At 65.7% G+C, this 20,704-nt stretch carries 17 protein-coding genes; 14 read left to right on the forward strand and 3 right to left on the reverse strand.

The window, feature by feature from the left end:
• Window positions 1-4: 4 nt before the first annotated feature.
• Together AC04PT_RS00210 and AC04PT_RS00215 are read right to left on the reverse strand one after the other, a co-directional pair.
• Window positions 5-697, reverse strand: a complete 693-nt coding sequence (locus AC04PT_RS00210; protein ID WP_482871458.1) for a ParB N-terminal domain-containing protein — start codon at window positions 695-697, stop codon at window positions 5-7.
• Between the two features lie 59 nt (window positions 698-756).
• Window positions 757-1,932 (reverse strand): BaiN/RdsA family NAD(P)/FAD-dependent oxidoreductase, encoded by a 1,176-nt coding sequence (locus tag AC04PT_RS00215; protein WP_482871459.1) that lies wholly within the window; start codon window positions 1,930-1,932, stop codon window positions 757-759.
• Between the two features lie 213 nt (window positions 1,933-2,145).
• Between AC04PT_RS00215 and ftsW the strand changes: the two genes are divergently transcribed.
• The 13 genes from ftsW (at window position 2,146) to recN (ending at window position 17,499) form a co-directional block, all read left to right on the forward strand.
• Window positions 2,146-3,312, forward strand: a complete 1,167-nt coding sequence (gene ftsW, locus AC04PT_RS00220) for a putative lipid II flippase FtsW (RefSeq protein ID WP_482871460.1) — start codon at window positions 2,146-2,148, stop codon at window positions 3,310-3,312.
• A gap of 37 nt (window positions 3,313-3,349) precedes the next feature.
• Window positions 3,350-4,480, forward strand: a complete 1,131-nt coding sequence (locus AC04PT_RS00225; RefSeq protein WP_482871461.1) for a UDP-N-acetylglucosamine--N-acetylmuramyl-(pentapeptide) pyrophosphoryl-undecaprenol N-acetylglucosamine transferase — start codon at window positions 3,350-3,352, stop codon at window positions 4,478-4,480.
• Window positions 4,477-5,883, forward strand: coding sequence for a UDP-N-acetylmuramate--L-alanine ligase (murC, locus tag AC04PT_RS00230; protein WP_482871462.1), 1,407 nt, complete (start codon window positions 4,477-4,479; stop codon window positions 5,881-5,883). The genes AC04PT_RS00225 and murC overlap by 4 nt, the downstream gene beginning before the upstream one ends.
• The gene (locus AC04PT_RS00235) at window positions 5,880-6,125 is read left to right on the forward strand and encodes a DUF2484 family protein (RefSeq protein WP_482871463.1); all 246 of its coding nucleotides are present in this window, start codon (window positions 5,880-5,882) and stop codon (window positions 6,123-6,125) included. The genes murC and AC04PT_RS00235 overlap by 4 nt, the downstream gene beginning before the upstream one ends.
• A 94-nt stretch (window positions 6,126-6,219) precedes the next feature.
• Window positions 6,220-7,149, forward strand: a complete 930-nt coding sequence (gene murB / locus AC04PT_RS00240; protein WP_482871464.1) for a UDP-N-acetylmuramate dehydrogenase — start codon at window positions 6,220-6,222, stop codon at window positions 7,147-7,149.
• A 188-nt stretch (window positions 7,150-7,337) separates the two neighbouring features.
• Window positions 7,338-8,216 (forward strand): D-alanine--D-alanine ligase, encoded by an 879-nt coding sequence (locus AC04PT_RS00245; protein ID WP_482871465.1) that lies wholly within the window; start codon window positions 7,338-7,340, stop codon window positions 8,214-8,216.
• Window positions 8,204-9,166: a cell division protein FtsQ/DivIB gene (locus AC04PT_RS00250; RefSeq protein ID WP_482871466.1), complete on the forward strand. Its 963-nt coding sequence runs from the start codon at window positions 8,204-8,206 to the stop codon at window positions 9,164-9,166. The genes AC04PT_RS00245 and AC04PT_RS00250 overlap by 13 nt, the downstream gene beginning before the upstream one ends.
• On the forward strand, window positions 9,163-10,494 hold the full coding sequence (gene ftsA, locus AC04PT_RS00255) for a cell division protein FtsA (RefSeq protein WP_482871467.1): 1,332 nt from the start codon (window positions 9,163-9,165) through the stop codon (window positions 10,492-10,494). The genes AC04PT_RS00250 and ftsA overlap by 4 nt, the downstream gene beginning before the upstream one ends.
• A 262-nt stretch (window positions 10,495-10,756) precedes the next feature.
• Window positions 10,757-12,373, forward strand: coding sequence for a cell division protein FtsZ (ftsZ, locus tag AC04PT_RS00260; protein WP_482871468.1), 1,617 nt, complete (start codon window positions 10,757-10,759; stop codon window positions 12,371-12,373).
• Between the two features lie 358 nt (window positions 12,374-12,731).
• Window positions 12,732-13,496: a glycoside hydrolase family 25 protein gene (locus tag AC04PT_RS00265; RefSeq protein WP_482871469.1), complete on the forward strand. Its 765-nt coding sequence runs from the start codon at window positions 12,732-12,734 to the stop codon at window positions 13,494-13,496.
• A 343-nt stretch (window positions 13,497-13,839) separates the two neighbouring features.
• Complete coding sequence (lpxC, locus tag AC04PT_RS00270) at window positions 13,840-14,760, forward strand: UDP-3-O-acyl-N-acetylglucosamine deacetylase (protein WP_482871470.1); 921 nt, start codon at window positions 13,840-13,842, stop codon at window positions 14,758-14,760.
• Window positions 14,761-14,931: 171 nt separating this feature from the next.
• Window positions 14,932-15,813 (forward strand): outer membrane protein assembly factor BamD, encoded by an 882-nt coding sequence (locus AC04PT_RS00275; protein WP_482871471.1) that lies wholly within the window; start codon window positions 14,932-14,934, stop codon window positions 15,811-15,813.
• Between the two features lie 36 nt (window positions 15,814-15,849).
• Window positions 15,850-17,499: a DNA repair protein RecN gene (gene recN, locus AC04PT_RS00280; protein WP_482871472.1), complete on the forward strand. Its 1,650-nt coding sequence runs from the start codon at window positions 15,850-15,852 to the stop codon at window positions 17,497-17,499.
• A 40-nt stretch (window positions 17,500-17,539) separates the two neighbouring features.
• On the opposite strand, the gene AC04PT_RS00285 is transcribed toward recN, so the two are convergent.
• Window positions 17,540-18,931: an FAD-binding oxidoreductase gene (locus AC04PT_RS00285; RefSeq protein ID WP_482871473.1), complete on the reverse strand. Its 1,392-nt coding sequence runs from the start codon at window positions 18,929-18,931 to the stop codon at window positions 17,540-17,542.
• 123 nt (window positions 18,932-19,054) lie between these two features.
• On the opposite strand from AC04PT_RS00285, the gene AC04PT_RS00290 reads away from it, so the two are divergent.
• Window positions 19,055-20,698, forward strand: a complete 1,644-nt coding sequence (locus tag AC04PT_RS00290; RefSeq protein ID WP_482872416.1) for a chloride channel protein — start codon at window positions 19,055-19,057, stop codon at window positions 20,696-20,698.
• Window positions 20,699-20,704: the final 6 nt, after the last annotated feature.

Raw genomic sequence — 20,704 nt, forward strand, 5'->3', positions numbered from 1 at the left:
CCGCCTAGTCTTGGATCGACCGCCGCAGCCGGGGCAGGTGGCCATCCTCGACCGCGCGGCGGTGGATCACCCCCGGTTGCACCGGGATTTCCGGCAGGTTCAACAGACGGGCGATGGCGAAACGATGCTCGCCGCCGCCCCGCCGGATGGCGCGGCCGTCGCGGTCGATATGCACGAAAATGCCGCCGTGCTCGCGCCGAAAATAGCTTGGCAGGTCACGACGGAGGCTCAAGTGCCCGGCCTCTTGCGTGGCGTGGAACAGCGCGTCGACGCCGGCATAGCGGCGCTTGAGGTCGTCAAGGGTGCGGCAGCCGTCGGACACTCCGTTGCGGGCGATAATCCTTTGATGCCGCTCGAAAATGCCGGTGTCGGCCCAGTCGACACCGTCGACGAAATGCGCCTTGCAGGCGAGGTATTTGTCGGTGTCGACCGAGGGTTTGACCGAAAGGTCCCAGTCGCCGCCGCGCACCTGCCCGCTGTGTGTCCGGCGGAACTGCGGCGCCCCCTTCGCGCGGTCGGGCACATAGATGCCGCAGACATCCGCCAAGGGCACATAGAGCACTTCGTCGCTGAGCGGCGCCGCGCGTCCGAAACGCAAGCGGTTGGTCACGTCGCGCAGGAATTTCTGCGGCACCTTGGCTTCAAGCGCGCGGTGGAAATTCGCCGGTTTCAGAGGCGGATAGTCGATCAGAGCCATTGGCGCTCCCCGTGGAAGGTGCCGGGGATGTAACAATGGCATCGCGGTTTTGCAAAGGGTCAGGATGCGGCGATGGCGCTGCCCGCGGCATGGGCCGAGGACCAGGCCCACTGAAAGTTGTAGCCGCCCAGCCAGCCGGTGACGTCGACGGCCTCGCCGATGACATAGAGGCCCGGCAGGGTTTTGGACTGCATGTCGCGAGAGTTCAGACCGTCGGTGTCGATACCGCCAATGGTGACTTCTGCGGTGCGGTAGCCTTCCGACCCGGCGGGCCTCTGCTGCCAATCGGCCAGAGTGGCGCAGATCTCGCTCAGACGGGCATCGCTCCGATCGGCGAGGTTGCCCGTGAGGCCCAGTTCGGGTGTGAGAAAGTCCACCAGCCGCGCCGGCAGGTGGCGCGACAATGCGGTTGTCAGGTTGACGCGCCCGGCCTGCTGCCGCTCGGTCCGCAGCGCCTCGTAAAGCCCGGCGGGGGCAAGGTTGAGCGCGATGTCCTCGCCCTCGCGCCAATAGGACGAGATTTGCAGGATCGCGGGACCGGAAAGGCCGCGGTGGGTGAACAGCATCGCTTCGTTGAAGGCAGCGCCGTTTGCCTTGGCGGTCACGGGCAGGGACACCCCGGACAGCTGCGCAAAGCGCTTGTCGGAGAAGGTGAGCGGCACGAGGGCGGGGCGCGTTTCGGTCACCGCCAGTCCGAATTGCCGCGCGATGTCATAGGCCAGGCCGGTGGCGCCCATGGCGGGGATCGACTTGCCGCCGGTGGCCAGCACGAGATTTCGGGCGGTGACGGTGGTGCGTGCGCCATCGCGCTCCAGCGTGATGCGGAAGCGAAAGCCGTCGTGGCTGACGCCGGTCACGGAGGTCTTGAGCCACAGGTCGGCGCCGGCTGCGCGCAGCTCCTTGACCAGCATTGAGACGATCTGGGTGGACTTGCCATCGCAAAAGAGCTGGCCCAGCGTCTTTTCATGCCAGGCGATGCCGTGGCGGTCGACGAGCCCGATGAAATCCCACTGGGTATAGCGCTTGAGCGCCGATTTGCAGAAATGCGGGTTCTGCGACAGGAAGTTGTCCGGTCCGGCGTGCAGATTGGTGAAGTTGCAGCGGCCGCCGCCGGAGATCCGGATTTTTTCGCCCGGGGATTTTGCATGATCGATGACAAGGGTGCCGGGCCCGGCGTGGCGGGCGCAGAACAGGCCGGCAGCTCCGGCGCCGAGGATCAGGGTGATGACGTCCATGGCCGGACGGGTGCCCCGATTGGCGGCGAAAGGCAAGGGGGCTGATCCGTCGACGGATCAGGACCGATCCATCGATGGATCGGATGCGGCCCGGCGGGAACACCGGTGAAGTCCCGGGCCGCTTTGTGCTGGTCGGATCGGCAAAACTTGGCTACACTTCCGCTCAGATCCCGAGAAACGGGACATCCGAGGCAGACGAGCGGCAGGTACTCCATGACGGAAATGGTCTATGGCACGGTCCCGGTACGGGATATCGAGCCCGTACTCCCCAAGTGGTGGCGAACCATCGACAAGATGTCGATGTCCTTCATCCTGATCCTTTTCACCATCGGCATTCTGCTGGGGCTCGCGGCCTCGCCACCGCTGGCGGCGAAGAACGGGTTCGAGCCGTTTCACTACGTCTCGCGTCAGGCGGTCTTCGGTGGTGCGGCGCTGGTGGCGATGATGCTGGTGTCCATGCTGTCGCCGGTGGTCGTGCGTCGGCTGGCGGTGCTGGGCTTCGCAGTGTCCTTCGTGGCGCTGGCGCTCTTGCCAGTGCTGGGAACCGATTTCGGCAAGGGCGCGGTGCGGTGGTATTCGCTGGGCTTCGCCTCGATCCAGCCGTCCGAGTTTCTCAAGCCCGGGTTCGTTGTCGCCGCCGCCTGGATGATGGCTGCCAACCAGGAGATCAACGGCCCGCCGGGCAAGCTCTGGTCGTTCGGGCTTTGCGTGACCATCGTCCTGATGCTGGCCTTGCAGCCCGACTTCGGGCAGGCGTGCCTCGTGCTGTTCGGCTGGGGCGTGATGTATTTCGTGGCCGGCGCGCCGATGCTGCTTCTGGCGGTCATTGCCGGCTTCGTGGTGCTGGCGGGCACCGTGGCCTACAACAACTCGGAACACTTCGCGCGCCGCATCGACGGCTTCCTGACCGCGGACGTGGACCCGACGACCCAGCTTGGCTATGCCACCAACGCGATCCGCGAAGGCGGCTTCTTCGGCGTGGGCGTCGGCGAGGGGCAGGTGAAGTGGTCGCTGCCGGATGCGCATACCGATTTCATCATTGCCGTCGCGGCCGAGGAATACGGTCTGATCCTTGTGCTGGCGATCATCGCGCTTTATGCCGGCGTCGTGCTGTCGTCGCTGGTGCGGCTGATGCGCGAACGCGATCCCTTTATCCGGCTGGCCGGGACAGGGCTTGCCTGTATGTTCGGAGTTCAGGCCATGATCAATATGGGCGTCGCGGTGCGATTGCTGCCCGCCAAGGGCATGACGCTGCCTTTCGTGAGCTACGGCGGTTCTTCGCTGATCGCCACCGGCATCGCGGTGGGCATGCTGCTGTCGTTCACCCGGACGCGGCCACAGGGCGAAATCGGTGACATCCTGCGGGGCCGGGTGCGGTGACAGCCGCGACGCATACCCCCACGCGGAAGGGCGGACGATGACCGACCGCGAGAAACTGCTGATCATCGCGGCGGGCGGCACCGGCGGGCACATGTTCCCGGCGCAGGCGCTGGCCGAGGAGATGCTGGCGCGTGGCTGGCGGGTGAAGCTGTCGACCGACGCCCGCGGTGCGCGGTACACGCAGGGCTTTCCGCATACGGTGGAGATCGACCAGATCAGCTCGGCCACTTTCGCGCGGGGCGGGGTGCTGGCACGGGCCGTGGTGCCGCTGCGCATCGCGGGCGGTGTCTGCAAGGCCGTTTTCGGCATGACGCGGGACAGGCCGGACGTTGTGGTGGGCTTCGGCGGTTATCCGTCGATCCCGGCGCTGTCGGCAGCCTGGATGCTGCGGCACCCGCGGATGATCCATGAACAGAACGGCGTGCTGGGCCGCGTCAACAAGCTTTTTGCGCGCAAGGTCGATGCCATGGCCTGCGGCACCTGGCCCACCGATCTGCCCGAGGGGGTGGCGGGCATCCACACCGGCAACCCGGTGCGCGGCGCGGTGCTTGAACGGGCGGGCGCTTCCTATATCCCGCCCGGCGATTACCCGATGTCGCTGCTGGTCATGGGCGGGTCGCAAGGCGCGCGGGTGCTTTCGGACGTGGTGCCGCCGGCCATCGCCGCGCTGCCGATGGAGATGCTGGGCAACATCCGCGTCAGCCATCAGGCCCGGGCCGAGGATCATGACCGGGTCGCGCAGTTCTATCACGATCACAATATCGACGCCGACGTGCAGGCGTTCTTTCAGGACGTGCCGCGGCGCATGTCCGAAGCACAACTGGTCATCAGCCGTGCGGGGGCGTCCTCGATCGCCGACCTGACCGTGATCGGGCGGCCCGCGATCCTGGTGCCCTATGCCGCCGCCACCGGCGACCATCAGAGCGCCAATGCCCGCGGCATGTCCGAGGTCGGCGCGGCCGTGGTGGTGGACGAGAGCGAATTGAACGTCGAACCGCTCAGCCGGACCATTCACGACGTGCTGGCCCAGCCCGAGCGGGCGCTGGGCATGTCACAGCAGGCCGCGCGTCTTGGCAAGGTACAAGCGGCACAGGAGCTCGCGGCCATGGTCGAGGCGCTGGCCGAGGGCGAAACCCCGAACATCACACGTGAAAAGGACCCTGCATGAACGCTGCTGCCACCAAACTGCCCATCGACGTCGGACCGATCCATTTCGTGGGCATCGGCGGTATCGGCATGTCCGGCATCGCCGAGGTGCTGTTGAACCTCGGGTACATCGTTCAGGGCAGCGACCTGAAGGGATCGAAGATCACCGACCGGCTTGCGGCGCACGGGGCGCGCATCTTCGTGGGGCAGAGTGCCGCGAACCTCGAAGGCGCCGAGGTGGTGGTGATCTCATCCGCGATCAAGCCGGGCAACCCCGAGCTGGATGCCGCGCGGGCGGCCGGTCTGCCCGTGGTGCGCCGGGCCGAGATGCTGGCCGAACTGATGCGGCTGAAATCCAACATCGCCATTGCCGGCACCCACGGCAAGACCACCACGACCACGATGATGGCCGAGCTGATGGTGGCCGGCGGTTTCGATCCGACAGTGGTCAACGGCGGCATCATCCACGCCTACGGCTCGAACGCCCGGATGGGGCAGGGTGAATGGATGGTGGTCGAGGCCGACGAAAGCGACGGCACCTTCAACCGCCTGCCGGCGACCATCGCCGTGGTCACCAACATCGACCCCGAGCACATGGAACACTGGGGCGACTTCGACGCGCTGCGGCAGGCCTTCGTCAACTTCGTGTCGTCGATCCCGTTTTACGGGCTGGCAGTGTGCTGCACCGACCATGAGGAGGTGCAGCGGCTGGTGGGCAAGGTCTCGGACCGGCGCGTGGTGACCTACGGCTTCAATACACAGGCCGACGTGCGCGCGGTGAACCTTCACTACAAGGCGGGCGTGGCGCATTTCGACATCGCGCTGCAGGCCGAGGGGCTGATCATTGAGGATTGCGCCCTGCCGATGCCCGGCGATCACAACGTGTCGAACGCGCTGAGCGCGGTGGCGGTCTGCCGTCACCTGGGCATGAAGACCAGCGAGATCCGCGAGGCGCTGGGCAAGTTCGGCGGCGTCAACCGGCGGTTCACCAAGGTGGGCGAAGTCGACGGGGTGACGATCATCGATGACTACGGCCACCACCCGGTGGAGATCTCCGCCGTGCTCAAGGCGGCGCGGCAGGCCAGCGCGGGCCGCGTGATCGCGGTGCACCAGCCGCATCGCTATTCCCGCCTGTCGGCGCTGTTCGAGGATTTCTGCGGCTGTTTCAACGAGGCCGACGTGGTTGCCATCGCCGATGTCTTTGCCGCCGGCGAGGACCCGGTGCCGGGCGCGTCGCGCGATGACCTCGTGACCGGGCTGAAACGCCACGGCCACCGTCAGGTCATGGCGCTGGAGGACGAGGGATCGCTGGCGGGCTTCGTGCGCGAACACGCGCGTGCCGGGGACATGGTGGTCTGCCTTGGCGCCGGCTCGATCAGCGCCTGGGCCAACGCCTTGCCCGATCAGTTGAAGGGAGGCGCATGACACTCTCGCTGACACTTGCCTGTCTCTGGGCCTTCGCGGCCAATATCGCCGCCGCGCTGCCCTCGGGGGACAACCACTGGCGGCGGGCCTACGCGCTGATCGCGGTGGGCGTGCCGCTTCTGGGATATGTCACCTATGAGAACGGCCCCTGGATCGGGCTGATCGTGATGGCGGCGGGCATGTCGGTGCTGCGCTGGCCGGTGATCTACCTGACCCGCTGGATGCGCCGCCGGGTGGGGTAGGTCGGTTGCTTGGCACCCAACCTGCGGACAATGGCGATCGACCCTTTTCGCAGAGGCGGTTCCGCTCTATGTCTGGCTAAAACGGGGCAGGCACATGACATCACCCACTGACATGCCGCAAGTGCGCGGCCGCTTGAGCGAAGGCCGGATGCTGGCCGATCTGACATGGCTGCGCGTCGGCGGGCCGGCCGACTGGCTGTTTCAGCCGGCGGATGTCGCGGACCTATCGGAGTTCCTGAAGGCGCTGCCTGCCGACGTTCCGGTCTTCCCGATGGGCGTCGGATCGAACCTGATCGTCCGCGATGGTGGTCTGCGTGCCGTGGTGATCCGCATGGGCCGCGGCTTCAACGGCATCGAGGTCGATGGCACGCGGGTGACCGCGGGTGCTGCCGCGCTGGACGCGCATGTGGCCCGGAAGGCAGCCGAAGCGGGCGTGGACCTGACTTTCCTGCGGACCATTCCGGGCGCCATCGGAGGCGCGGTGCGAATGAATGCCGGGTGCTATGGCTCTTACGTGGCCGATCGCTTCGTCGAGGCAAGGGCGGTGACGCGCACCGGTGAGGTGGTGACACTGACAGCCGAGGATCTGAACTTCCGCTATCGCCAGACCGACCTACCCGAGGGCTGGGTGCTGACCGGCGCGACCTTCGAAGGAGAACGCGGCGTTCCGGAAGAACTGGCGCAGCGCATGGCTGACCAGCTGGCCAAGCGCGATGCGACGCAACCCACCAAGGACCGCACCGCCGGGTCGACGTTCCGCAATCCGGCCGGTTTTTCAAGCACCGGGCGCGCCGATGACACCCATGATCTGAAGGCCTGGAAGGTGATAGATGACGCCGGATTGCGCGGTTTCACGATCGGTGGCGCGCAGATGAGCGAGAAACATTCGAACTTCCTGGTCAACACCGGAGAGGCTACGGCGCATGACCTCGAATCCGTGGGCGAGGAAGTGCGAAAAAGGGTTTTTCAAAACAGTGGAATAGAGTTACACTGGGAAATCATGCGGGTCGGCGAAACAGCCTGACGCGCCAAAGGTCGGTAAACGGCCCCTCCTGTCCGCGCCGCAAGGTGCGGAAAAGGAAATCCGCCCCCGGCAGAGGGCGCATATAAGAACCGGAAGGTTCAATTATCTACGAGGACCCGAGCAGGTCCGGAAAAGTTGAGGCACGAGTGGGCATGTCGAGCAGGGCAGGCTCCCGAGTTGCGGTATTGATGGGCGGACCCTCGGCCGAACGGGAGGTCTCGCTGTCTTCGGGGCGCGAATGCGCCGCGGCACTCAGGGGCGAAGGCTTTGAAGTCATCGAGATCGACGCCGGGCAGGATCTGCCCGAGCGGCTGGCCGAGGCCGGCCCGGACGTCGTTTTCAACGCATTGCATGGCCGCTGGGGCGAGGATGGCTGCGTGCAGGGGCTGCTGGAATGGTTGCGGCTGCCCTATACCCATTCCGGCGTGCTGGCTTCGGCGCTGGCGATGGACAAGCAGCGGTCGAAGGACGTGTTCCGCAGCGCCGGGCTGCCGGTGATGGAAAGCGTGATTGCCCCCGCCGCCGAGGTCCGCCAGCGTCACGTGATGGCGCCGCCCTACGTGGTGAAGCCCAACGACGAAGGGTCGTCGGTGGGCGTCTACCTGGTTGGGACCGACAACAACGGGCCGCCGCAACTGTCGGACGACATGCCCGAGATGGTCATGGTCGAAACCTTCGCGCCGGGCCGCGAGCTGACCACCACGGTGATGGGCGACCGGGCGCTGACGGTGACCGACATCATCACCACCGGCTGGTACGACTACGACGCCAAGTACAAGGAGGGCGGGTCGCGTCACGACGTGCCCGCCGACGTGCCGCAGGAGATCTTCGACGCCTGTCTTGATTATGCGCTCCGCGCCCATGACGCTCTGGGCTGCCGCGGGGTGAGCAGGACGGACTATCGCTGGGACGAAAGCCAGGGTCTGGACGGGCTGATCCTGCTTGAAACGAACACCCAGCCCGGAATGACGCCGACCTCGCTGGTTCCCGAGCAGGCGGCTCTGCTGGGCATTTCCTTCGGCGCGCTCTGCGCCTGGATGGTGGAGGATGCCTCATGCCGGAGGTGACCCCGCCCGCGCCCCGTGTGCTGCGCGCCTATCATCCCGCGCATGGCGGCGAGCCGCTTCCGAAACCCGCGCCGGCGCCAAAGCTGAAGGCCGATCCCGCGCCGTCGCGCTGGGCCTACCGGATGCAGCGGCTGATGCTGACGCCGCTGTTCCGCCAGGCGCTTCGGGTCGGACTGCCGATGGCGATCGCCGTTGGCGCCAGCGCGATATGGTTCTCGGACGCGGACCGCCGCGAGGCATTCAACACCGCCCTCACCGACATGCGCGATGCCATCGAGCAGCGCGAGGAATTCATGGTCAAGGTGATGAAGGTCGAGGGCGCCGGGCAGGAGGTTGCCGAAGATATCCGCGAGATCGTGCCGGTGGAATTCCCGATCTCGTCCTTTCACCTTGAGTTGGACCACATGCGCGAAGCCATCGCCGGGCTGAACGCCGTCGAGCGGGTCAGCCTGCGCATCCGTCCCGGTGGCGTCCTGCAGGTGGACGTGACCGAGCGGGTGCCGGCGGTGATCTGGCGCTCGATCCACGGGTTGGAATTGCTGGACGCGGGCGGCTACCGCGTGGCGCCTCTGGTCAGCCGGTCCGGGCGGTCCGATCTGCCGGTTATCGCGGGGAAGGGCGCCGAGAAACACGTCGGCGAGGCGCTGCGCCTGATCGCCGCCGCCCAGCCGGTACGCCAGCGGATGCGCGGGCTGGAGCGCATCGGCGAACGGCGCTGGGACGTGGTGCTGGACCGCGAGCAGCGGATCCTTCTGCCCGAGGACAGGCCGGTGCGGGCGCTGGAGCAGGTGCTGGCCCGGGACACGATCACACCGAATGGCATGCTGGAGCGCGACATTGCAGTGGTCGACATGCGCCTGCCGGAACGGCCAACCATAAGAATGAGTGACAACGCGGTCGAAGAACTGCGGAAAATCAAAGCTGAAGAGCTTGTTAGCGAGGCACAATGATCGAGCTTTATGAATCCCAAAGGGCGATGCGCAACATGCGCAAGGCGGCGATGCAGCGCGGGGTGATTGCCGTCCTCGATGTTGGCAGCGCCAAGATTTCCTGCTTGGTGCTGCGTTTCGACGGTACCGACAAGACCACCGACAGCGGCGTCGGGTCGCTGGCGGGACAATCCGGATTTCGGGTAATCGGCGCGGCCACGACCCGCTCGCGCGGGGTGCGCTTCGGCGAGATCGCGGCCATGGGCGAGACCGAGCGCGCCATCCGCACCGCGCTGCAATCGGCGCAGAAGATGGCCGGTATCCGCGTGGATCACGTGATCGCCTGTTTCTCCGGGGCCGAGCCGCGCAGCTACGGACTGGCCGGGCAGGTCGACGTGCAGGCGCAGACCGTGGACGAGCAGGACGTGGCGCGGGTGCTGTCGTCCTGCGACGTGCCGGACTTCGGGCCGGGCCGCGAGGTGCTGCACGCGCAGCCGGTGAATTTCGCGCTGGACCACCGCACCGGGCTGAACGATCCGCGCGGACAGATCGGAAACAGCCTCTCGACCGATATGCACATGGTCACCTGCGATGCGCAGGCGATCCAGAACCTCGCCCATTGCGTCAAGCGCTGCGATCTGGAGCTCGCCGGTCTGGCAAGTTCGGCCTATGTCGGTGGCATTGCGGCGCTGGTCGAGGACGAACAGCAGCTGGGCGCGGCCTGCATCGACATGGGCGGCGGTTCGACCGGTGTGTCGATCTTCATGAAAAAGCACATGATCTATGCCGACGCGGTGCGCATGGGTGGCGATCATGTGACCTCGGACATTTCGATGGGGCTTCAGGTGCCGACCACCATGGCCGAACGCATCAAGACGGTGCATGGCGGGCTGGTGGCCACCGGCATGGATGACCGCGAGATGATCGGCATCGGCGGCGAGACCGGCGATTGGGAGCACGACCGCCGCACGGCCTCACGCGCGGAGTTGATCGGCATCATGCGGCCCCGGGTCGAGGAGATCCTGGAAGAGGTGCGCGTCAGGCTTGACGCGGCCGGGTTCGAACATCTGCCGAGCCAGCAGATCGTGCTGACCGGCGGGGCCAGCCAGATCCCGGGGCTGGATGCATTGGCTTCGCGTATCCTTGGCCATCAGGTGCGTCTGGGACGGCCGCTGCGGGTTCACGGGTTGCCGCAGGCTGTCACCGGGCCGGGCTTTTCCGCCGTGGTCGGGCTTTGCCTGTTCGCCGCGCATCCGCAGGACGAATGGTGGGATTTCGACCTGCCGGTGGACCGCTATCCGGCGCGGTCGCTGAAACGCGCGGTGAAGTGGTTCCGCGATAACTGGTGACAGCGCGCGAAGCCTGAACCTGGGGATGATTCTGTAGATAGGGTGGCCGGATTTCCGAGCCACCTTGTGGTGATCCTTCTCCATTTCCGCCATATCCTGCGTCACCGCCGAAATCCCGGTGGTTTGGGCATATTTTCGCCCATATTTTGCGATAAATTCGAGATTTTATGGTGACGCCCGCGACTGACTCCTTCATAATGGGGGGTAATAGGCAGCAAAATGCCCGATCAGGGCGTACAGCAGGCGGATAAGGCGGACAGTCATGACATTGAATCTTACGGTACCCGGACACGAGGATCTGAGGCCCCGCATCACGGTCTTCGGCGTGGGCGGTGCAGGCGGCAACGCGGTCAACAACATGATCGAGAAGCAGCTCGAGGGTGTCGAGTTCGTGGTGGCCAACACCGATGCGCAGGCGCTGCAACAATCCAACGCCGGCAACCGGGTGCAGCTGGGCGTCAAGGTGACCGAGGGTCTGGGCGCGGGTGCCAAGGCTTCGATCGGCGCTGCCGCTGCAGAAGAGAGCATCGAACAGATCGTCGATCATCTGGCCGGCGCGCACATGTGTTTCATCACCGCCGGCATGGGCGGCGGCACCGGCACCGGTGCTGCGCCGATTATCGCACAGGCCGCGCGCGAGCTGGGGGTTCTGACCGTCGGTGTCGTCACCAAGCCCTTCCAGTTCGAGGGCAACAAGCGCATGAAGCAGGCCGAAGACGGCGTTGAATCGCTTCAGAAAGTCGTCGACACGCTGATCATCATTCCCAACCAGAACCTGTTCCGGCTGGCCAATGAAAAGACCACCTTCACCGACGCCTTCTCCATGGCTGACGATGTGCTTTATCAGGGCGTCAAGGGCGTGACCGATCTGATGGTGCGTCCGGGCCTCATCAACCTCGACTTCGCCGACGTCCGCGCGGTGATGGACGAGATGGGCAAGGCGATGATGGGAACGGGCGAGGCCGAGGGCGAGGATCGCGCGATCCAGGCCGCAGAGAAGGCGATTGCCAACCCGCTACTGGATGAAATCAGCCTGCGTGGCGCGAAGGGTGTCCTGATCAACATCACCGGCGGCACCGATCTGACCCTGTTCGAGCTGGACGAAGCTGCCAACCGCATCCGCGAAGAGGTGGACTCGGACGCCAACATCATCGTCGGCTCGACGCTGGATGACAGCATGGAAGGCACCATGCGCGTCAGCGTCGTCGCCACCGGCATCGACGCCTCGGAAAACACCCACGACATCCCGGTGCCGCGCCGCAAGCTGGCCGAACCGCTGAAGCAGGTGCCGGCCGCAGAAGACGCCGTCGAAGAGCCCGCGTCTGCGCCGGCCCCGGTGGCCGCCCGCACCGAGACCCGCGAATACGCGGAGGCCGAGTTCGAGGAAGAGGCCGATCTGGAAGACGCGAGCGAGCCGTCGCTCTTCGAAGGGTTCGACCAGCGCTCGGACGAGGTACTGGAAGACGACGTGCCGCCGCCGGCCTACCGTCCGGAAGTGCCGCAGTTCGAGCCCCGAGCCGCGCACTACGAAGCCGAGGAGGCCGAAGGCTTCGTCGCCCCGAAAGCGCCGGCACCCGGCACGCCATCGCCCGAAGCGCTGGCGCGTCTGCAGGCCGCGGCACATCGCGCCGGTGGTCACATGCCTGCACGCGAGGCCGAGCCGCAGCAGGAGGCCGCCGAGGTCGAACGCCCGCGCTTTGGCATCAACTCGCTGATCGGCCGCATGACCGGTCAGGGCCAGGATGGCGGCAACAGCCAACAGGCGCGCCGCCAGCCGCCGATGCAATCCCCCGCGGCCAGCCACGCGCCCGAGCCGCAGGCCGACCCGGAACAGGAGCGGATCGAAATTCCCGCCTTCCTGCGCCGTCAGGCCAACTGATCAAGGACCACCCGAACCCGGCGCATTGAACCGGGAGGGCAAGATCGACTCACGACACCTCGTGCAAAGAGGGCCCCCGCAGGGGCCCTTTTCTTTTGCGCATCGTCAGTATCGTAAAACATGTTAAGATTGATTAAACCACCCACGCATTCATTCAGAAGTATTTTAAGGGAAGGGAGCGGACATGGCGAAGAGCAAATCCGATGGTCTGAAAGGGCTGTTTCAAAAAGCGATCCAATTTCTATTCAAGGGTCAGGGGCAATCGACATCAACAACGGCCGCAAGTCCGAAAGCGCCTGCGCAGCCGAAGACCCGGCCCGTTTCGACAGCTGCGCCGCAGTCCTCGATACCGCCCAAGATGCGACCGGACGACAGGCCCCCGGCCGCGTCAAAGGCGACCGAAGACCCCGCACCATCGACAGTGCCCGCCGAGGCCGCCCCGCCGGTTGATCCGCCGCAGGCGACGACATCCGTCCCTGAGACGCCAGACGCTACCCCCGAAAAGGATGAACCCAAAACCGTTCCGGGCATCGACATCTCGCACTACCAGGGCACGGTCGACTGGGACACGGTGAAGGCCGCCGGCATCGGGTTCGCCTATGCCAAGGCGGTGCAGGGCAATACCAGCACGGACTCCCAGTTCGAGACCAACTGGCAGGGCATGAAGATCGCCGGGTTGCTGCGCGGCGCTTATGACTTCTATGACGTCGGCAAGGACCCGAAGGCGCAGGCCGAGCATTTTATCCGCACCGTCAGGATGGAGCCCGGCGACCTGCCGCCGATGCTGGATATCGAGACCTCGGGCAAGAGCGGCGAGACAAACGCCAAGCTGATTGCGGATATACATACCTACCTTCAGGCTCTGTCGGCCGAATACGGGGTGAGCCCGTTCATCTATACCAGTCCGGGCTACTGGAATGCGCATTTCGACGGGTCGTTCGGCGATTATCCTTTGTGGGTGGCGGAGTACGGCGTTTCCAAGCCCAAGCCGGTCACGGGGTGGACCGTCTGGACCATCTGGCAGCATTCGCAATCGGGCTCGGTTCCGGGGATTTCCGGCGCGGTCGACCTTGACACGTTCAATGGTGGACCGTCGCAACTGGACAGATTCAGGCTGAAATAGCGCTGTCGCACAGGGGCCGCGGGCATGATCCAAGGGGCGAAACCTGACATATCGCGCTTTCAGGGGTCACATTCCCGGCGCTAACAGTGATCTTTGCGATCGCTAAAGACAATTATAATCAACACGTTAATGCAGTGTTGCGGGTTTCTGCCGACGCCTTCGCCTATATGTTTCATAGCGTTGCAATACGTTATTTGAGCATATCCGCCGGTCAGCCTAATTCTCCCTCATCGCCGGTTCGCAGTGGATCCGTCCGGCGTCTTCCAGGGGAAAACCACTGCAAGGCTGCAAGAGGTCATAAGGCCCACATCGCAGCCGGGACAGGAAGAAAGAGGACGGTCACGTGCAGGCAACGCTCAAATCCAGAATTCGTTTCGACGGGACCGGTCTGCATTCCGGTCGCCCGGTGCGCATGGTGATCTCGCCCGCATCGGCCGGCTATGGCATCTGGTTCAAGCGGACCGATGTCCGCTTCGGCGACGCGATGGTGCCGGCGCGTTGGGACGCGGTCGAACGCTCGCCGCTCTGCACCCGCATCCGCAACACCTCGGGCGTCGAGGTGTCGACCATCGAACACGTGATGGCGGCGCTGGCGGGCTGCGGCATCCACAATGCGCTGATCGAAATCGACGGGCCGGAAGTGCCGATCCTCGACGGCTCGGCCGCGCCGTTCGTCGATGCGATCCTGTCGCGTGGCGTGCAATCGCTGGACGTGCCTGTCGCGGCCTTCAAGATCGAGAAGACGGTCACTGTGGAGACCGACAGCGGCTGGGCGCGACTGTCGCCGGCCGACACCACGATCATGTCGTTCCACATTGATTTCGAGGATGCGGCCATCGGCAGCCAGGACAAGCAGCTCATCCTGTCCAACGGCGCCTTCGTCCGTGAGCTGTGCGACAGCCGCACCTTCTGCCGCAAGGCAGACGTGGACCATATGCGCGCCCATGGGCTTGCGCTTGGCGGCACCTATGAAAACGCCGTGGTGGTCGATGGGGCGGAGGTTCTCAGCCCCGGCGGGTTGCGCCACAGCGACGAGCCGGTGCGTCACAAGATGCTCGACGCCCTGGGCGACCTGGCGCTGGCCGGTGCCCCGATCCTTGGCCACTACACGGGCTACCGGGCCGGTCACTCGATGACGAACATGCTGCTTCATGCGCTGTTCAACATGCCGGGCGCGGTCAGCATCGAGGAATGCGAAGGCCAAAGCGCCGCCCGTCTGCCGGGTGTCGGCGTGATGCGCCACGACGTTCCCGCCGTGGCCTGAAATCCGCGATCAAGAAATCTTGCGCCCGCCCTCGATCGGCGGGCGTTTCCATCTTCGGCGATCTGTCGTATGCCCTTTCAGAGGCTTAGAGCTTTATGATAGGACGGCGGCAACCGGGGATCCGCGGGCCGGCGGGCCGCGAACCGGGACATGGGTGAGGGTACGACAGGCATGACGGGTGAGCGACCTCGCAGAGGCGGCAGCACTTCACGCACGATCCTTGCGGCGCTCGCGCTGGGGATGACCCTGACCGGTTGCAGCGATACTTTCCGGAATGCCCGCGGCAATGTTGGCTTTTCGAACACGCCGATCGAGGCCTTTACCGCCCAGCAGATCTACGAGCGGGGCGAATACGAGCTCGACCGCGGAAGCTATGGCGAAGCGGCCAGCTTTTTCTCCGAGATCGAGCGGCTTTATCCCTATTCCGACTGGGCCAAGCGGGCGCTGATCATGCAGGCCTTCGCCCATCACAAGGACAAGGAATACGACAGCGCGCGCGCAGCGGCGCAGCGCTATATCGATTTCTATCCGGCCGATGACGATGCCGCCTATGCGCAGTACTTGCTGGCGCTTTCCTATTACGACCAGATCGAGGACGTGGGTCGCGACCAGGGCCTGACCTTCCAGGCGCTTCAGGCGCTGCGCACGGTGATCGAACGCTACCCCGACAGCGAATATGCCCGCTCGGCGATCCTGAAATTCGACCTGGCCTTCGACCACCTTGCCGCTAAGGAAATGGAGATCGGGCGCTACTACCTGAAGCGCAAGCACTATACGTCCGCCATCAACCGCTTCCGCGTGGTCGTCGAGGATTTCCAGACAACCACCCACACCCCCGAGGCCCTGCACCGCCTAGTCGAAAGCTACCTGTCGCTGGGCCTGGCCGAAGAGGCCCAGACCGCGGGCGCTATCCTGGGCTACAACTACCAATCGACCGAATGGTACGAGGACAGCTACCGCCTGCTGACCGGGCAGGGGCTGCAGCCCAGGGTTTTCGAGAACAACTGGCTGGGCGCGGTCTATCGCCAGATGGTGAAGGGTGAATGGCTGTAGCGAAGATGGGCGCGATCACCCATCCTACGGGATACCATGCTGCGCGCACTTGATATCAGGGACATGCTGATCATCGATCACCTCGAGCTGGCTTTCCAGCCCGGGCTGAACGTGTTGACCGGCGAGACCGGGGCCGGCAAGTCGATCCTGCTCGATTCATTGGGTTTCGTGCTGGGCTGGCGCGGCCGGGCCGAATTGGTGCGCGCCGGTGCCCGGCAGGGCGAGGTGGTGGCCGAGTTCGAATTGCCTTTGGGGCACGCGGCGCGCGACGTGCTGGAGGAGGCCGGGCTGCCGGTCTCGGACGAATTGGTTCTCCGGCGGGTGAACTCTGTTGATGGACGCAAGACGGCTTGGGTCAACGACCGTCGCGTCTCGGGCGAGGTTTTGAGGCAATTGTCCGACACGCTGGTGGAGTTGCACGGCCAGCACGACGATCGCGGATTGCTGAACCCGAAAGGGCATCGGCGCATCCTTGACAGCTTTGCCGGGGTCGAGGCCGAACTGGCGGCGGTGCGTGCGGCCTGGGGGGCCTTGCGGTCGGCTCGGAAGGCGTTGGCTGAGGCCGAAACGGTGCTGGCGGCGATGCGTGGCGAAGAGGATTTCCTCCGCCACGCCGTAGGCGAGTTGGACGCGCTCGATCCGCAGCCCGGTGAAGAGGCCGAGCTTGACGCGCGCCGGCGCCTGATGCAGCAGGCCGAGCGCATCCGCGAGGACATAACAAGAGCCGGGCAGGCGCTGGGCAACGATGGCGCGGAAGGGGCAATGTCGGACGCCATGCGCTGGCTTGACGGGGTGGCGGACCGTGCGGAGGGACGGCTTGAGGAACCGCTGGCCGCACTGGGCCGTGCGATGGAAGAGCTGGATGCCGCGGCGCGCGGGGTCGAAGAGACGCTCGAGGCGCTGGCCTTCAACCCGCATGAGTTGGAAGAGGCCGAGGAGCGGTTGTTCGCCATTCGCGGGCTGGCGCGCAAGCATCAGGTGGCGCCCGAGGATTTGCCCGGGCTGGCGCTGGAATTGCACGGCAAGCTGGAGCGGCTGGATAGCGGCGACGCGGGAATTGCCGAATTGCGCAAGGCCGCGGAGGTGGCACAGGCAGGGTATGACGCCGCCGCCAGCGCCCTGAGCGACGCGCGGCGCGCCGCCGCCGCACGTCTCGATGCGGCGGTGACGGCCGAACTGGCGCCGCTGAAGATGGAGCGCGCGGTTTTTGCCACGGAGATCGCCGGCGACACACCGGGCCCTGAGGGCATGGACGCTGTGGCCTTCACGGTGGCCACCAACCCCGGTGCGCCGGCCGGACCGATCGGCAAGATCGCCTCGGGCGGCGAACTCAGCCGTTTCCTGCTGGCGCTCAAGGTCTGCCTGGCCGAGGGCAATGCCGGCGTGACGATGATCTTCGACGAGATCGACCGCGGGGTGGGGGGCGCCACGGCGGATGCGGTCGGGCGGCGCCTCGCCGCGCTGGCCGAGGCCGGGCAGGTGCTGGTGGTGACCCATTCGCCGCAGGTGGCCGCGCTGGGTACGCATCACTGGCGGGTCGAGAAGCGTGTCTCCGGTGAGCAGACCTTGTCTCGGGTGGTGCCGCTTGATGCCGGAGACCGGGTGGACGAGATCGCGCGCATGGTGGCGGGCGACACGGTGACCGACGAGGCGCGGGCGGCGGCACGGGCCCTGCTGGCCGGTTAATCGCGCCAAAGGGCGCGGGTGAGCCGAAAACCCTCTGACCTCAGTTGCGGGGCGGGACCAGCTTGCCCGGATTGAGGATGTTCTGCGGATCGAGCGCGCGTTTGATCTGGCCCATGACCGACCAGCCGTGGCCGTGCTCTGAAGTCATGAACTCCAGCTTGCCCATGCCAATTCCGTGCTCGCCCGTCGAGGTGCCGTCGAGATCCAGCGCGCGGCGGACCATCCTTGCGGACAACGCCTTGGCCTCCTCGATCTCTGCAGGCTGATCGGGGTCGATCAGAAGGATGGCATGGAAATTGCCGTCACCGACATGGCCGAGGATCGGGCCGGGGATCGGGGATTGCGCGATGTCGGCCTGTGTCGCCTCGACCGCCTCGGCCAAGCGCGAGATCGGAACGCAGATGTCGGTGACGACCGCGCGGGCGCCCTTGCGCGAGGCGAGGATGGCATAATAGGCGTTGTGGCGCATGGTCCAGAGCGCCTTGCGGTCCTCGGGCTGCACCGACCAGTCGAAGCCGAGCGCGCCGTGATCTTGCACGACCTCGCCGAACTGTCTGGCCTGTTCGGCGACGGCTGCCTCGGAGCCGTGGAATTCGAACAGCAGATGCGGCAGCAGGGGAAAGTCCATACCGGCATAAGCGTTGACGGCCGCGGCGGTGGCCGCATCGACGAACTCGATGCGGGCCATCGGCAGGCCGATCTGGATGGTGTCGGTCACCGCGGCCACGGCCGACGACATGTCGGGAAAGGCGCAGACCCCGGCGCTGATCGCCTCTGGCTGGCCGTGCAGCCGCAGGGTGAGCTCGGTGATCAGGCCCAGCGTGCCCTCGCTGCCCACCATCAGCCCGGTCAGGTCGTAGCCGGCCGATGACTTGCGCGCCCGGGTGCCGGTGCGGATCACGCGCCCGTCGGCCAGAACCACCTCGAGCCCCAGCACGTTGTCGCGCATGGTGCCGTAGCGCACCGCCGTGGTGCCACTGGCGCGGGTACCGGCCATACCACCAAGCGCGGCGTTGGCGCCGGGATCGACCGGAAAGAACAGCCCGGTGGCGCGCAGACCCTCGTTCAGCGCCTCGCGCGTGAGGCCGGGCTGGACGGTCACGTCCATGTCTTCTGGCCGGACCTGCAACACCCGGTTCATGCGGGAAAAATCGACCACCACGCCACCCTGCACCGCCAGCGAATGACCCTCGAGCGAGGTGCCGGTGCCCCAGGCCACCACCGGCACCCCGTACCGGGCACAGATCCTGACCAGTTCGGATACCTCCTCGGTGGTCATCGGATAAGCCACCGCATCGGGCAATGTTTCGGAGAAATAGCTTTCGGATCGGCCGTGCAGCGCCAGATCGGACTTGGACAGCGTCAAGCGCTGGCCTAACAAGGAAGACAACGCTTCGATGGCTTCGTGAAGCTGCGCCTTTGGTGTGGTCATGGCTGCCCTGCCTGATCTGCTAAATCGCGCATTCTTAACGTGAGGGGCCTTCGTGCGCAAAGACGTAGATCGAGCGACATGGCAACAAACCACCGAAACGCGGCCCTCAGTCAGTTGCATGACATGCGCAAGGTCTTCTCTCGAGGCTGGCAATTGCTGCGGCATCGCGGACCGAGCCAGGTGCAGTTCTGGTTCATCGCGCTGATGATCGGGATCGCCGCAGGGTTTGCGGCGCTGCTGTTCCGGCGCGGGATCGAATTGCTGCAGGCTTCACTTTATGGAACCGACGACATCACGCAGTTGCATACCTTCCTCGAAGGGCTCGACTGGTTCTGGGTGCTGATCATCCCGATGGGCGGCGGCGTCGCGGTGGGCATCATCCTGCATCTGTTCACCCCGGACGGCCGGGTGAGAGCCGTGGCCGACGTCATCGAGGGCGCGGCGCTGAATGACGGCCGGGTCGAGACCAAGGCCGGCATCGCATCGGCGGCCTCGTCCCTGATCACGCTGTCGACCGGCGGCTCGACCGGACGGGAAGGCCCGGTGGTGCATATCGCGGCGCTGATCTCGTCATGGGTGTCGAACGTGCTGAAGGCGGACGGGATCACCGGGCGCGACCTGCTGGGCTGTGCGGTGGCGGCGGCGGTCTCGGCGTCTTTCAATGCGCCGATTGCCGGGGCGCTGTTCGCGCTGGAGGTGGTGCTGCGGCATTTCGCGCTGCACAGCTTCGCGCCGATTGTCGTGGCCAGCGCGGCGGGAACAGTGATCAACCGGCTGGCCTTCGGCGATGTGACCGAATTCACCTTGCCCGGCACATCTGCGCTGGAGTTCTATCTCGAGCTGCCTGCCTTCCTGATCCTCGGGTTGGTCTGCGGGCTAGTTTCGGTGATCATGATCCGTTCGATCTTCTGGGCCGATGACGTCGAAAGCCGGTTACAGAGCCGGATCGGGCTGCCCTACTGGATCCGGCCGGTGCTGGCCGGGGCGATCCTCGGGGTCATGGCGATCTTCTTTCCGCATATCATCGGCGTCGGCTACGAGACCACCTCGCTGGCACTCACCGGTCAGTTGGTGCTGTGGCAGGCTGTGGTCTTTGCCGCCGTGAAGGTGGTGGCGGTGGCGGTGACCATGGCGGGGCGCATGGGCGGCGGGATGTTCTCGCCCTCGCTGATGGTGGGGGCGCTGACCGGGCTGGCCTTCGGGTTGATCGCCACCGGGGTGTTTCCGGACAACTCGGGGGCCTACACCCTTTATGCGCTGGCCGGGATGGGCGCGGTGGCGGCGGCGGTGCTGGGTGCGCCCATTTCGACCACGCTGATCGTCTTTGAGCTGACCGGCGACTGGCAGACCGGGCTGGCGGTGATGGTCTCGGTGTCGATGTCTACGGCGCTGGCCTCGCGGCTGGTGAACCGGTCGTTCTTCCTGACGCAGCTGGAGCGGCGCGGGGTCAGGCTGGCGGCGGGACCGCAGGCCTATTTGCTGGCGATGTTCCGGGTGGCGCAGGTGATGCGCCCGATGGACGATGACAGGGCACCCGCCGAGGCGCGTTGCTGGGAGATGGTGGAGGAAGGCGTCTACCTTGACGCCAATGCCACGTTGGAAGCGGCGATGCCGATGTTCGAGGAATCCGGCGTGGTGTTCCTGCCGGTGGTGGCGCTGCGCGGCGAAGGCCAGCCGCCGGAGCTGCGCGGGGCGCTGTTTCACGTCGATGCGCTGAAGGCCTACAACCGCGCGTTGGCCGCGACGGCTGAGGAAGAGCACAGCTGACCAAGG

The organism is Litorisediminivivens sp. KMU-197 (genome assembly GCF_056858395.1).

Excerpts from the sequence above, each read along its gene's own strand:
- recN (WP_482871472.1), top strand. The coding sequence starts at position 15,850 with ATGCTGCGCGCACTTGATATCAGGGACATGCTGATCATCGATCACCTC.
- AC04PT_RS00215 (WP_482871459.1), bottom strand. The coding sequence starts at position 1,932 with ATGGACGTCATCACCCTGATCCTCGGCGCCGGAGCTGCCGGCCTGTTC.
- AC04PT_RS00285 (WP_482871473.1), bottom strand. The coding sequence starts at position 18,931 with ATGACCACACCAAAGGCGCAGCTTCACGAAGCCATCGAAGCGTTGTCT.
- AC04PT_RS00265 (WP_482871469.1), top strand. The coding sequence starts at position 12,732 with ATGCGACCGGACGACAGGCCCCCGGCCGCGTCAAAGGCGACCGAAGAC.
- ftsZ (WP_482871468.1), top strand. The coding sequence starts at position 10,757 with ATGACATTGAATCTTACGGTACCCGGACACGAGGATCTGAGGCCCCGC.
- ftsA (WP_482871467.1), top strand. The coding sequence starts at position 9,163 with ATGATCGAGCTTTATGAATCCCAAAGGGCGATGCGCAACATGCGCAAG.
- ftsW (WP_482871460.1), top strand. The coding sequence starts at position 2,146 with ATGACGGAAATGGTCTATGGCACGGTCCCGGTACGGGATATCGAGCCC.
- AC04PT_RS00210 (WP_482871458.1), bottom strand. The coding sequence starts at position 697 with ATGGCTCTGATCGACTATCCGCCTCTGAAACCGGCGAATTTCCACCGC.
- AC04PT_RS00225 (WP_482871461.1), top strand. The coding sequence starts at position 3,350 with ATGACCGACCGCGAGAAACTGCTGATCATCGCGGCGGGCGGCACCGGC.
- AC04PT_RS00290 (WP_482872416.1), top strand. The coding sequence starts at position 19,055 with ATGCGCAAGGTCTTCTCTCGAGGCTGGCAATTGCTGCGGCATCGCGGA.
- AC04PT_RS00250 (WP_482871466.1), top strand. The coding sequence starts at position 8,204 with ATGCCGGAGGTGACCCCGCCCGCGCCCCGTGTGCTGCGCGCCTATCAT.
- murC (WP_482871462.1), top strand. The coding sequence starts at position 4,477 with ATGAACGCTGCTGCCACCAAACTGCCCATCGACGTCGGACCGATCCAT.
- murB (WP_482871464.1), top strand. The coding sequence starts at position 6,220 with ATGACATCACCCACTGACATGCCGCAAGTGCGCGGCCGCTTGAGCGAA.
- AC04PT_RS00245 (WP_482871465.1), top strand. The coding sequence starts at position 7,338 with ATGGGCGGACCCTCGGCCGAACGGGAGGTCTCGCTGTCTTCGGGGCGC.
- AC04PT_RS00275 (WP_482871471.1), top strand. The coding sequence starts at position 14,932 with ATGACGGGTGAGCGACCTCGCAGAGGCGGCAGCACTTCACGCACGATC.
- AC04PT_RS00235 (WP_482871463.1), top strand. The coding sequence starts at position 5,880 with ATGACACTCTCGCTGACACTTGCCTGTCTCTGGGCCTTCGCGGCCAAT.